General features: G+C 67.8%; 10 protein-coding genes. 1 reads left to right on the forward strand and 9 read right to left on the reverse strand.

Annotated features, from left to right (window positions below; genetic code table 11):
* Window positions 1–92: 92 nt before the first annotated feature.
* From AC1Z3O_RS15730 to clsB, 5 genes are all read right to left on the reverse strand, one after another.
* Window positions 93–1,292 (reverse strand): acetyl-CoA C-acyltransferase, encoded by a 1,200-nt coding sequence (locus tag AC1Z3O_RS15730; protein WP_483517625.1) that lies wholly within the window; start codon window positions 1,290–1,292, stop codon window positions 93–95.
* 20 nt (window positions 1,293–1,312) lie between these two features.
* A complete protein-coding gene (locus AC1Z3O_RS15735; RefSeq protein ID WP_483516632.1) occupies window positions 1,313–3,739 on the reverse strand; it encodes a 3-hydroxyacyl-CoA dehydrogenase/enoyl-CoA hydratase family protein in 2,427 nt (808 codons plus the stop codon).
* 257 nt (window positions 3,740–3,996) lie between these two features.
* On the reverse strand, window positions 3,997–5,784 hold the full coding sequence (locus tag AC1Z3O_RS15740) for an acyl-CoA dehydrogenase C-terminal domain-containing protein (RefSeq protein WP_483516633.1): 1,788 nt from the start codon (window positions 5,782–5,784) through the stop codon (window positions 3,997–3,999).
* Between the two features lie 72 nt (window positions 5,785–5,856).
* Entirely contained in the window at window positions 5,857–6,447 is a 591-nt protein-coding gene (locus AC1Z3O_RS15745; protein WP_483517626.1) for a TetR/AcrR family transcriptional regulator, read from the reverse strand.
* A 319-nt stretch (window positions 6,448–6,766) separates the two neighbouring features.
* Window positions 6,767–8,113 carry a cardiolipin synthase ClsB gene (gene clsB / locus AC1Z3O_RS15750; RefSeq protein WP_483516634.1) on the reverse strand — a complete coding sequence of 449 codons (1,347 nt, stop codon included), beginning with the start codon at window positions 8,111–8,113 and terminating at the stop codon, window positions 6,767–6,769.
* 119 nt (window positions 8,114–8,232) lie between these two features.
* On the opposite strand from clsB, the gene mobB reads away from it, so the two are divergent.
* Window positions 8,233–8,757 carry a molybdopterin-guanine dinucleotide biosynthesis protein B gene (mobB, locus tag AC1Z3O_RS15755; RefSeq protein ID WP_483516635.1) on the forward strand — a complete coding sequence of 175 codons (525 nt, stop codon included), beginning with the start codon at window positions 8,233–8,235 and terminating at the stop codon, window positions 8,755–8,757.
* Window positions 8,758–8,772: 15 nt separating this feature from the next.
* Here the strand turns inward: mobB and AC1Z3O_RS15760 are convergent, their stop codons facing one another.
* The 4 genes from AC1Z3O_RS15760 to aspS all read right to left on the reverse strand — a co-directional run bounded on the left by AC1Z3O_RS15760 (window position 8,773) and on the right by aspS (window position 13,094).
* Entirely contained in the window at window positions 8,773–9,552 is a 780-nt protein-coding gene (locus AC1Z3O_RS15760; RefSeq protein WP_483516636.1) for an endonuclease/exonuclease/phosphatase family protein, read from the reverse strand.
* The gene (nudB, locus tag AC1Z3O_RS15765; protein WP_483516637.1) at window positions 9,549–10,010 is read right to left on the reverse strand and encodes a dihydroneopterin triphosphate diphosphatase; all 462 of its coding nucleotides are present in this window, start codon (window positions 10,008–10,010) and stop codon (window positions 9,549–9,551) included. Before nudB ends, AC1Z3O_RS15760 begins: the two co-directional genes overlap by 4 nt.
* A gap of 156 nt (window positions 10,011–10,166) precedes the next feature.
* Entirely contained in the window at window positions 10,167–11,087 is a 921-nt protein-coding gene (locus AC1Z3O_RS15770) for a hypothetical protein (RefSeq protein ID WP_483516638.1), read from the reverse strand.
* Between the two features lie 201 nt (window positions 11,088–11,288).
* A complete protein-coding gene (aspS, locus tag AC1Z3O_RS15775; protein WP_483516639.1) occupies window positions 11,289–13,094 on the reverse strand; it encodes an aspartate--tRNA ligase in 1,806 nt (601 codons plus the stop codon).
* Window positions 13,095–13,105 lie beyond the last annotated feature (11 nt).

The raw sequence follows: 13,105 nt of genomic DNA on the forward strand, positions 1-13,105 counted from the left end.
TGCTGCGGCACTGCTTTCTTCACCTGATGGAGGAAGGGGCCGGACGGGCCGGCCCCTGGCGGCGCGTTGAAACGCGCTCGAGTTCAGGCGCGTCAGACCCGCTCGAAGATGCCCGCGGCACCCATGCCGGTGCCCACGCACATCGTCACCATGCCGTACTTCAATTGATGGCGGCGCAGCGCATGGACCACGGTGGCGGAGCGGATCGCACCGGTGGCGCCCAGCGGGTGGCCCAGCGCGATGGCGCCGCCCATCGGGTTGACCTTGGCGGGGTCGAGCTGCAGGTCGCGCATCACTGCCAGCGACTGCGCGGCGAAGGCCTCGTTCAGTTCGATCCAGTCGATCTGGTCCTGCGTCAGGCCGGCGGCCTTGAGCGCGGCGGGAATCGCCTCCTTGGGACCGATGCCCATGATCTCCGGCGGCACGCCGCGCACGGCGAAGGAGACGAAGCGGGCCAGCGGCACCAGATTGAACTGCTTGAGGATCTTCTCCGAGACCAGGATCAGCGCGCCGGCGCCGTCCGAGGTCTGCGAGCTGTTGCCGGCGGTGACGCTGCCCTTGTTGGCGAACACCGGGCGCAGCTTGGCCAGGCCTTCGAGCGAGGTGTCGAGGCGCGGGCCTTCGTCCAGCGCGACGGTGCGGTTCTTGACTGCGATCTCGCCGCTGGCCAGGTCGGGAAAGCGCTCGCTGACCTCGATCGGCGTGATCTCGCCGGCGAACTCGCCGGCCTGCTGCGCGCGGATGGCCTTCTGGTGCGAGGCCAGCGAGAAGGCATCCTGGTCCTCGCGGCTGACCTTCCACTGCTGCGCCACCTTCTCGGCGGTCAGGCCCATGCCGTAGGCGATGCCCACGTTCTCGTCGCGCGTGAAGATGGCCGGCGACATCGACGGCGTGTTGCCCATCATCGGCACCATGCTCATCGATTCCACGCCGGCGGCGATCATCACGTCGGACTCGCCCACGCGGATGCGGTCGGCCGCCATCGCCACCGCGCTGAGGCCCGAGGCGCAGAAGCGGTTGACGGTGATGCCGCCCACGCTGTTGGGCAGGCCGGACAGCAGCGCGCCGATGCGCGCCACGTTCAGGCCCTGCTGGGCCTCGGGAATGGCGCAGCCGACGATGGCGTCCTCGATCAGCTTGGGATCGAGAGCGGGCACCTGGGCCAGCGCGGCCTTCAGCACCGTGGCCAGCAGATCATCCGGACGGGTGTTCTTGAACGCGCCCTTGGGGGCCTTGCCGATCGGCGAGCGGGTCGCGGCGACGATGTAAGCGTCTTGCAGTTGTTTCATGATGTCGGTTCCTCGCTTGCCTGTTAGTTGCGCACCGGCTTGCCGGTCTGCAGCATGCCCATGATGCGTTCCTGCGTCTTGGCCGTGCCCAGCAGGTCGACGAAGGCGCGGCGCTCCAGCGCCAGCAGCCATTCCTCGCTGACCAGCGAACCGGCCTCGACGTCGCCACCGCACACCACCTCGGCGATCCGGCTGGCGATCAGGAAGTCGTGCGCCGAGATGAAGCCACCGTCGCGCATATTCACCAGCGAGGCCTTGATGGTGGCGATGCCGGAACGGCCGGCCACCGGCACCAGCGCGCCTGCCACCGGCGGGCGGTAGCCGGCGTCGGCCAGCGCGCGCACCTGCTGCAGCGCCACGTGCAGCAACTCGTGCACGTTGAAGACGATGGGGTCAGACTCCTGCAGGTAGCCGGTCATGCGCGCATCGAGTGCGGACGACGAGACCTTGGCCATCGCCGCCGCCTGGAAGCGGTTGGTGAGGAACTGCAGGATGTTGCTGCTGCCGGCGGCCTGCGCCGCGCGTGCCGCCGCCAGCGCCGCCTCCTTGAGGCCGCCGCCCGCGGGCACCAGGCCCACGCCCACCTCGACCAGGCCGACATAGGTCTCGAGCGCCGCCACGCGACGCGCCGAGTGCAGCATCAGTTCGCAGCCACCGCCCAGCGCAATGCCGGACGCCGCCGACACCACCGGCACCTGTGCGTACTTGACTCTCATCATGCCGTCCTGGAACTTCTTGACGAAGGGCTCGATGCCCTTGGCGCCGCCCATCATGAAGGCCGGCATGGCCGCCTCCAGGTTGGCGCCGGCCGAGAACGGGCCGCCGGGCGCGCCCAGCTGCAGCGAGGTCGGCTGCCACACCACCAGGCCCTTGTACTCGGCCTCCGCCAGGTCGACGGCGCGGGTGAGCGCATCGATCACGTCCGGCCCGATGGTGTTCATCTTGCTCTTGAACGAGATCACCAGCACGTCGTCCTGGCCCTCGGCCACCCAGATGCGCGCGGCGTCGTTCTCCTCGACGGTGCGGCCCGCCTTGCGCGGATCGGCCGCGTCCGTGCCCTTGAGGGCGGCGCGGAAGAGCTGGCGCCGATACACCGGCAGCGCGCTGCGCGCGGCGAAGGACTGTGTGGCGGGTGCCCAGGAGCCGGCGGCGGTGTGCACTCCCTGCGCCTCGGCCACCGGGCCTTCGAACACCCAGGCCGGCAGCGCTGCCTTGGACAGCGCCTTGCCGCCCTCGACATCCTCGCGCACCCATTCGGCCACCTGCTTCCAGCCGGCCGACTGCCAATCCTCGAAGGGGCCGGAATTCCAGCCGAAGCCCCAGCGGATGGCCAGGTCGACATCGGCGGCGGAACCGGCGATCTGCTCCAGGTAGACCGCAATGTAGTGGAACACGTCGCGGAACACGGCCCACAGGAACTGCGCCTGCGGGTTGGACGACTCGCGCAGCAGCTTGATGCGCTCTGCCGGCTCCTTCTTCAGCATGCGCACGACGATCTCGTCGGCCTTCTTGCCCGAGTCGACGTACTGGCCGGTCTTGGCGTCCAGCACCTTGATGGCCTTGCCTTCCTTCTTGTAGAAGCCGGCGCCGGTCTTCTGGCCGAGCGCGCCGGCGTCGACCAGGCCCTTGAGCACGGCCGGCGTCTGGTACACCGGCGCGAACGGATCGTCCTGCAGGTTGTCCTGCATGGTCTTGATCACGTGGGCCATGGTGTCCAGGCCCACCACGTCGGCGGTGCGGAAGGTTGCCGACTTGGCACGGCCCAGCTTGGAACCGGTCAGGTCGTCGACCACGTCGAAGGGAATGCCGTACTTCTCGGCCTCGGCGAACACGGCCAGGATGGAGAAGATGCCGACCCTGTTGGCGATGAAGTTGGGCGTGTCCTTGGCCCGCACCACGCCCTTGCCCAGCGTGGTGGCCAGGAAGGCTTCCAGGTGGTCCAGGATCTCCGGCTGCGTGGTGGCGGTCGGGATCAATTCCACCAGGTGCATGTAGCGCGGCGGGTTGAAGAAGTGCACGCCGCAGAAGCGCGCCTTCAGGCCGGCGTCGAAGCCGTCGGACAGCGCCGTGATCGACAGGCCCGAGGTGTTGGTGGCGAAGATCGCGTGCGGGGCCAGCGCGCCCTGCACCTTCTTGTACAGGTCGTGCTTCCAGTCCATGCGCTCGGCGATCGCCTCGATCACCAGGTCGCATTCGCCGAGCAGGGCGAGGTCATCCTCGTAGTTGGCCGCGCGGATCAGGCCGGCCTCGTCCTTGATGCCCAGCGGCGCGGGCGACAGCTTCTTCAGGTTCTCGATGGCGCGCAGGGCGATGCCGTTCTTCGGGCCTTCCTTGGCGGGAAGGTCGAACAGCACGACAGGCACGCGGGCGTTGACGAGGTGGGCAGCGATCTGCGCGCCCATGACGCCGGCACCGAGCACGGCGACTTTCTTGACGATGAAATTGGACATGCGCGCTCCTTGGGAGATGAGCGTTGAGGTGTGTTGGGGGTAGGAGGCCGGCGCGTCGCCTGCCGCACTGTCAGGGCCGCCCTGCCGGTGTTCTCCCTCTCCCCTCATGGGGAGAAGGCCGGGGAGAGGGGTGGCCTAGCAAGGAGCCACGCTCTTGCATGCCCCCGCCCTCTCCCCCGGCCCCTCTCCCGCAAGCGGGAGAGGGGAGCAAACCCGCGGCGGGCCGCGGCTTCAGGCCGCGCTCCAGCCGCGCCGGATCAGAACAAATCCGCGTCCAGCGCCATCAGCGTGGCCGAGCCGGCGCGCGCCTTGCGGATCTCGGCTGCCGTTTCCGGCAACAGCTTGGCGAAGTAGAAGCGAGCCGTGGCCAGCTTGGCCGTGTAGAACTTGTCGCCGCTGCCTTCTTTTTCCAGCGCGATCTTGGCCATGCGAGCCCAGAAGTAGGAGAACACCAGGTGCCCCACCACGCGCAGGTAGGGCACGGCGGCAGCGCCCACCTCGTCGGCGTTGCCCATGGCCTTCATGCCGATCTCCATGGTCAGCTTCTGCACCTTGTCGCCCAGGTCGGCCAGCGGGTTGATGAACTCCTGCATGGCCTCGTTGGTGCCCTCGGCCTCGACGAATTCCTGCACGATCTTGCCGAAGGCCTTCATCTTGGCGCCCATGTCGCCCAGGATCTTGCGCCCCAGCAGGTCCAGCGCCTGGATGGTGTTGGTACCTTCGTAGATCATGTTGATGCGCGCGTCGCGCACGTGCTGCTCCATGCCCCACTCGGAGATGTAGCCGTGGCCGCCGAAGACCTGCATGCCCTCGTTGGTGGCGGTGAAGGCGTTGTCCGTCAGGAAGGCCTTGATCACCGGCGTCAGCAGCGCCACCAGGTCGGCGGCCTGCTTGCGCACGGTCTCGTCCTGGTGCGACAGCTCACGGTCGATCTGCAGCGCGGTCCAGTAGCTGAAGGCGCGGCCGCCCTCGGCGTAGGCCTTTTGCGTCAGCAGCATGCGGCGCACGTCCGGGTGCACGATGATCGGATCGGCGGGCTTTTCCGGTGCCTTGGGGCCGGTCAGCGCGCGCATCTGCAGGCGATCCTTGGCATAGGCCAGCGAGTTCTGATACGCCACCTCGGTCAGGCCCAGGCCCTGCATGCCCACGCCCAGGCGCGCCGCGTTCATCATCACGAACATGGCGTTCAGGCCCTTGTTGGGCTCGCCCACCATCCAGCCCTGTGCGCCGTCCAGGTTCATCACGCAGGTGGCGTTGCCGTGGATGCCCATCTTGTGCTCGATCGAGCCGCACTGGATACCGTTGCGCTCGCCCGGCTTGCCGTCGGCATCGGGAATGAACTTGGGCACGACGAACAGCGAGATGCCCTTGGTGCCCTGCGGAGAGTCCGGCAGACGCGCCAGCACCAGGTGGATGATGTTCTCGGACAGGTCGTGCTCGCCGGCCGAGATGAAGATCTTGGTGCCGGTCAGGCGGTAGGAGCCGTCGGCCGCGGGCTCGGCCTTGGTGCGCAGGATGCCGAGGTCGGTGCCGCAGTGCGGCTCGGTCAGGCACATGGTGCCGGTCCACTCGCCCGAGACCAGCTTGGGCAGGTAGCGCTGCTGCAGCTCGGGCGTGCCGTGCGCGTGCAGTGCCTCATAGGCGCCGTGCGACAGGCCGGGATACATGGTCCAGGCCTGGTTGGCCGAGTTGAGCATCTCGTACAGCGCATTGTTGACCAGGATGGGCAGGCCCTGGCCGCCGTACTGCGGATCGCAGCCCAGCGCCGGCCAGCCGGCCTCCACGAACTGCTGGTAGGCCTCCTTGAAGCCCTTGGGCGCGCGCACCACGCCGTCGCCCACGTAGGTGCAGCCCTCGCTGTCGCCGCTCTGGTTGAGCGGGAAGATCACTTCGGAGCAGAACTTCCCGGCCTCCTCAAGCACCTGGTTGATGGTGTCCGCGTCGATGTCGGCGTGCGTCGGCATCGCCTTGAGTTCGGCTTCCACGCCGAGCAATTCATGAAGCACGAACTGCATGTCGCGCAACGGTGCGGTGTACTGGCCCATCAAAGACTCCTTCGAGGTTGTGATGCCGCCAGCCCGACCGTGCGCATGAGTGGCACGGAACGCCGCGACGGCTCAGGTACGGTACGACTGGATCAGCTTGTTCAGCGCGACCATGGCAAGCTCGGCGCTGTCCGGCAGGCGCAGGAAGCGGGCGTCATGATGCAAGCCTAGTTCAAGGCTGTACATCTCGAACAGCATCAGGCGCGGATCGCATTCCGCGCGCAGGTGCCCCTCTTCCTTGGCCTGGGCGATGGCACGCTTCAGCGCGGCACGCCAGATGGTGACGCTCTTGACGAGCTCGTCACGTACCGGGCTGCCAGCGCGGTCGTCATACTCGACCGCGCCGCTGATGTAGATGCAGCCGGTGGTCACTTCCTGGATGCGCTTTTCCATCCACCGGCGCACCATTGACCACAGGCGAGGCAGACCGCGCGGCTCCTGCAGCGAGGGGTAGAACACCTCCTGCTCGAAGCGGCGGTGGTACTCGCGCACCACTTCCACTTGCAGGTCTTCGCGCGAACCGAAATGCGCGAACACGCCGCTCTTGCTCATCTGCATGCGTTCCGCGAGCAGGCCGATGGTCAGCCCTTCAAGCCCGTCGCGGGACGACAGCTCCAGCGCGGCGTCCAGAATGGCCGCACGCGTCAGCTCGCCCTTGCGCATGGGCGCGGGCGAGGCGGAAGCGGCGGATTCGAGACGGGCAGACTGGTGTCGCATGATTGGTTTCTCTGTTCTTTTGCAGGGCAGCACAGGCTTGCCTCGCGTTTGACGTTGACTGGGCGGCTGCTTCGGCAGCCATGAATGCACGCAGTCTAAGCCAAAAAAGAACGATCGTTCAGATTATTGTGAAAGGGAGCGCCCGGCAGCAAGCATTTAATTAGACCTCCGTTTCTAAACGGACTGCGGCGCAGCATGGCGGGCGCGCTTGGCGCGCAACATCCCGCGGCGATGCTCGCCAATGCTCGCCGCAGGGCAGCATGGCTCAATAGCGTCCGGTCACGCCCGCGATGACGACGCCCAGACGGAACACCATGTAGGACGCCCAGTTGACGAGGCGGCGCAACGGCGAGCGCCTGGCGTGCGCATCGGCCCGCACCTGGACACTGCGCTGAGAGATGGCATGTTCCAGTTCGGCACGCAGGTCGGCGCAGAAGCCGGCATCGTACACCGCGACATTGGCCTCGCGCGCAAGCAGCAGGCTGAACGGGTCCATATTGCTGGAGCCCACCGTGGCCCAGGCATCGTCGACCACGCCGACCTTGGCATGCAGGAAGCTGTCGTCGTACTCGTGGATCTCCACGCCCGCCTCGAGCAGGGTCGCGTACAGCGCATGGGTGGCGTAGTGCTGCAGGCGGTATTCCACCTTCCCCTGCAGCAGCAGGCGCACGCGCACGCCGCGCCGGCGGCAGGCCAGCAGCGCGCGGCGCAACTTGTGGCCGGGCAGGAAGTAGGCGTTGGCCAGGATCACGTCGTGGCGCGCACTGCCAAGTGCCTGCAGGTAGGCACGCTCGATGGCGCGGCGGTTGCGCAGGTTGTCGCGCAGCAGCAGGGCGGCGCGCGTGCTGCCCGTGGTGTCGTGCCGCTGCGGCGGCGGCAGGTCGGTGATCAGGGGAAACCCGGCGGCCGCGCCGGCCAGGCCCACGGCAAGCATCTCGTCACGCAGCGACAACTGCCACCGGAGCCGCTCGGCGGTCAGGGCGACCTGGTCCACCAGCGGGCCCTCGAAGGACACGGCGAAGTCATAGCGCGGGCCGAGGGCGGCGCCATCCAGCGGGCCGTGGTTGTGATCGTCGATGATGTTGATGCCGCCGACGAAGGCGAAATTGCGGTCGATCACGGCCAGCTTGCGGTGCAAGCGCCGCAGGTGTCGCCGCGCCAGGCGGAAGCCGCGCAGCGGCCGGTAGACCTTGAAGTCGACGCCGGCCTCGCGCAGGCGCGCCGTCAGCGCCGGTGGCATGCCCCCGGCGCCGAAGCCGTCCACCACCACGTGCACGCGCACGCCGCGCTGCGCCGCGCGGACCAGCGCATCGGTCACTGCCGCGCCGATCGCATCGTCGGCGTAGATGTAGGTCTCCAGCGCCACCGAGAACAGCGCGCGGTCGATCGCCGCGATCAGCGCGGGAAAGTACTCGCCGCCGCCGCGCAGCAGCTGTACCTGGTTGCCGCCCACGGGCTTGCCGCGCCGCCATTCCGAGCGCAGCGGCCCGGCATGATGCGGGCGCTGGCCGGGTGCGAACGCCGCCGCCCGGCTCTCCTGCCGCGCAGGCGCCATAGCTTGGGTTGCGGCCGGCGGCCGGTCCAATCCGGCCGGCTTGGTTATCCGTGACATGGGGTGATTATCGGCCACAGCAGCGCAGCAGGCCAGCGCGCACGATGCGCCGCTCGCGGGCGATCTCGATCTGCTATTGTCTGGCCATCTGACAACGCCCCACCACCAGGGAACCCATCTTGAAGGTATTCGGCATCACCGGCTCGTCCGGCAGCGGCAAGACTTCGCTGCTCGATCAACTGATCCCGCGCCTGGTCGGCGCCGGCCTGCGGGTGGCCGGCGTGAAGCATACCCATCACGGCTTCGACCCGGATACGCCGGGCAAGGACTCCTGGCGCATGCGCGAGGCCGGTTGCGAAAACGTGGTGCTGGTCGGCGCCCGCCACCTGACGCTGCTGCGCCGCTATCCGGAGGACCATCCCTCACCGGAGCTGGCCGACGCGCTGGCCGTGCTGCCTGCCGATACCGACCTGGTGCTGGTGGAAGGCTACAAGCGCAGCGGCATGCCCAAGCTGGAGGTCTTCCGGCCCGCACACGGGCGGCCGCCGCTGTGGCCGCAGACGCAGGGGGTGATCGCGGTGGCCAGCGATGTGCCGGCAGCGGTGGCTGCGCAGACCGCGCTGCCCGTCATGGACCTTGCCGACATCGACGCCATCTGTGATTTCGTCCGCGCACACGCGGTGGTCTGGCGCGGACCTGCCTGAGACCAGGCGGGAGACTCAGGCCGCGTCGGCGAAGTCAGACGTGGCGGACGCGGCGCTGCCGACCCGCTCCAGCTCGGCCACCAGCGGCACATGGTCGGAACGCTGGGCCCAGTCGCGCCCGGTCAGCGCCGTCGCACGCTCGATATGGAAGCCGCGCACGTAGATGCGGTCGAGCTGCCACCACGGCATGTGGCTGGGAAACGTGTGCAGGCGCGCGCCGCGTGCATGCGAGGCCTCAAGCACACCCAGGGCGGTGCAGATGTTGGCATCGAGCCGGTGGTTCCAGTCATTGAAGTCGCCGGCGATGACCAGCGGTGCCTCGCGCGGCACCACCTTGCGCACGCGCTCCACCAGGGCCTCGGCCTGGCGGGCGCGGCTGCGCGCGAACAGGCCGAAGTGCACGCAGATCAGGTGGGCCTCGACCCCGTTCACATCCGCCACCGCATGCAGCAGGCCGCGCTGCTCGAAGCGGTGGTCGGAAATGTCGAGGTTCTCCGACATCAGGATCGGATGCCGCGACAGGATGGCGTTGCCGTGGTGGCCGTGGTCGTAGACGGCGTTGCGGCCGTACACCGAGTGCGGGTAGGCATCGGTAGCCAGGTAGTTGAGCTGGGTGTAGTCGGGATCGAACAGCGCGGCGGCGACCAGCCGGTCGTTGCGATCCTGAACCTCCTGCAGGAAGACGATATCCGCGTCCATGGCCTGCAGCCCGTCGCGAACGTTCTGGATGCGCGGGCGGCGCGCGATGCCCGTCACGCCCTTGTGGATGTTGTACGTAACAACGCGAAGCTTCATGATGCGGCCCCACAGGGTGCCACGCGCCAGGCCAGCTGGCGCACCGCCTCGGCATTGCTGCGCGAAAAGCAGCGCTCGGCCGCCTGCTCCCATGGCAGCCACTGCCATTGCAGATGCTCACGCGGAGCCAGTGTCACCTGCAGCGGCTGTGCCACGCACAGGCCGAACCAGTGCTCGGTATTGCGGGTGACACCGGGCGCATAGCGGTGGCGCCACTGCGGGTAGATCTCGTAATCGATGGTGTGATGCCAGTCGGTCAGCACATGCTGGCCGGCGACGATGCCGGTCTCCTCGGCCACCTCACGCGCAGCGGTCAGGGCCAGCGGCTCGTCCGGCGCATCCAGGCTGCCGGTGACCGACTGCCAGAATCCCGGCCGGTCGGCCCGCTCCAGCAGCAGCACTTGCAGGTCGGGCGTGTGGATGACGACGAGTACGGATTCGGGAATCTTGTAGGACATGGATGATGCGGCAGGCAGCGGCGCGACGCGCGGCGATCTTAAGAGCTTACCCCAGATGCGGAGGCACACCAGGAAAAATCGGGCCGGCAGGCAAGCGTGCAAGGCCATGACGGGGCGCATCCGTCATCGTCGCCCTCATCGCCTTGCGCCGCCGCCTCAGATGGCGCTGCAGCTCGCCGCGGCGGCATGCTGGCCATGTCCGGTTTCGGCTGCGCGCCTGCCGGCCGGCGTAGCCAGCCAGGTATCGAGCACGGCCGGCGAGTCGCCATGCCCCCACGCGGCGCGCAGCTGCTGCATCAGCGGCTGCAGTTCGCGGCCATAGCGGCGCGCGCCTTCGCCGGCCCGCAGCGCCAGCGCTTCCGCGATCGCGCGCGCCTCCTGCTGCATCTTCATGCGCTGCTGGGCCACCTCCTTCTCGCGCAAGCCCAGCGCGTTGTACTTCTGGATCAGCAAGCGCTGGTAGTCGCCGCCCTCGCCTGCCGTGGCCTGGGCATTGGCCTGCTCGAAGCGCAGCACGATGGCTGCGGTTTCCTGGTCGATGCGCTCAGCCTCGGCCGTGAGCGCCTGCACGCCGTCCTGCAGGCCCAGGGCCTCGCGGCGCTGTGCCTGCAAGGCGGCCGCCTCGTCCTCGAACACGCGCTGGGCGGCCAGATAGGCCTGTACCAGCGGCTGCGGGGCCACCACCAGCAGCGGGTCGGCACCCGCGCCGCGGCGCCCGCTCAGCAGTGCCTCTTCGGGCAGGCGCAGGTTGCCCAGGTCTTCGAGCCAGCGCTCGCGCGCCATCACGTTGGCCACGGTGTCCAGCGCCACCCGGCGCAAAGCCTCGGCGCGCTGGGTCTCGACCGGCGAGGCGTCCTGCGGGGCCGCATCCTGCTGCGCGGCATGCGCGATATCCGGCACGCAGGCCGCCACCGTGGTGGCAACCGACTCGGCCATGGCCTTGGTGGCGCGACGCACGGTACGCCGCAATTCGAAACGGGCCAGCAGCAGCATTGCCAGCCCGGCCACCAGCCAGGTCAGCAGCGTTTCAGCATGGGCCAGCAAAAACTGGCGAATGAGTTCGACATCCAGGTTCACGAGCACTCCTCCTGTGCGCCGCCTGCAACCTCGTCCTGGGCCTGCGGCCGGCGCGCCTCAAAGCAGAGGGACCGCACGGCACAGGACTTCGTTCCGGCCGGTAACAATTGGAAACCAAGCGCCGCGTTCGCACGATGAAGCACCATGAAAAAAGGCCGCGCATAAGCGCGGCCTTTTGGGTCAGCGTGATGCTGCCGTGGCTCAGCCCGCCTTGGGCTCGGCCTGGCGCAGGCGGATGTGCAACTCGCGCAACTGCTTCTCGTCGACCGGGCTCGGCGCCTGCGTCAGCAGGTCCTGGGCGCGCTGGGTCTTGGGGAAGGCGATCACGTCGCGGATCGAATCGGCGCCGGCCATCATCGTGACGACGCGGTCCAGGCCGAAGGCGATGCCGCCGTGCGGGGGCGCACCGTACTGCAGCGCGTCCAACAGGTAGCCGAACTTAAGGCGTGCCTCTTCGTCATTGATCTTGAGGGCGCGGAACACCTTGCTCTGCACGTCGGCGCGGAAGATACGCACCGAGCCGCCGCCGATTTCCCAGCCGTTGAGCACCATGTCGTAAGCCTTGGCCACGCACTTGCCCGGATCGGTCTCCAGGTATTCCAGGTGCTCGTCCTTGGGGCTGGTGAAGGGGTGGTGCATGGCCACCCAGCGGGCGTCTTCCTCGTCGTACTCGAACATCGGGAAGTCCACCACCCACAGCGGCTTCCAGGTGTCCTCGAACAGGCCGCTGGACTTGCCGAACTCGGAATGGCCGATCTTCAGGCGCAGCGCGCCGATGGCGTCGTTGACAACCTTGGCGCGGTCGGCACCGAAGAAGATCACATCGCCATCCTGGGCGCCGGTGCGCTTGAGGATCTCGGCGATGGCCGCGTCATGCAGGTTCTTGACGATCGGCGACTGCAGGCCGTCGCGCCCCTTGGCCAGTTCGTTGACCTTGATCCAGGCCAGGCCCTTGGCACCGTAGATGGCCACGAACTGGGTGTAGGCGTCGATCTCGCTACGGCTGATCTGTGCGCCGCCGGGCACGCGCAGCGCGACCACGCGGCCGCCTTCGGCGTTGGCCGGGGCGGAGAAGACCTTGAAGTCGACGTCCTTCATGACGTCGGTCAGCTCGGTGAACTCGAGCTTGACGCGCAGGTCGGGCTTGTCCGAGCCGAAGCGGGCCATCGCCTCGCGGAACTCCATCACCGGGAACTTCTCGTCCAGGTCCACCGAAATGGTGTTCTTGAACACGGTGCGGATCATGTTCTCGAACATGTCGCGGATGTCGTGCTCGCTCAGGAAGGAGGTTTCGCAGTCGATCTGCGTGAACTCCGGCTGGCGGTCGGCGCGCAGGTCTTCGTCGCGGAAGCACTTGGTGATCTGGTAGTAGCGGTCGAAGCCCGACACCATCAGCATCTGCTTGAACAGCTGCGGCGACTGCGGCAGCGCGAAGAAGTTGCCCGGGTTGACGCGCGACGGCACCAGGTAGTCGCGCGCGCCTTCCGGCGTGCTCTTGCCCAGCATCGGGGTCTCGATGTCGATGAAGCCCTGGGCGTCCAGGTATTTGCGCACTTCCATCGCCACCTTGTAGCGCAGGCGCAGGTTGTACTGCATCTGCGGGCGGCGCAGGTCGAGCACGCGGTGGGTCAGGCGCGTGGTCTCGGACAGGTTGTCGTCATCGAGCTGGAACGGGGGCGTGACCGACGGGTTCAGCACGGTCAGCTCGTAGCACAGCACCTCGATCTTGCCCGAGGTCAGGTTGGTGTTCTCGGTGCCGGCCGGACGGGCGCGGACCTTGCCGGTGATGCGGATGCAGAACTCGTTGCGAATCTCTTCGGCAGCCTTGAACATCTCGGGACGGTCGGGATCGCACACCACCTGCACCAGGCCTTCGCGGTCACGCAGGTCGATGAAGATCACACCGCCGTGGTCGCGGCGGCGCTGCACCCAGCCGGTCAGGGCCACTTCCTGGCCGATCAGTTGTTCGGTCACCAGACCGCAATAGTGAGTACGCATGGAGGACATAAGGGGATCCC

This window comes from Cupriavidus sp. 09_S30 (assembly GCF_056930435.1).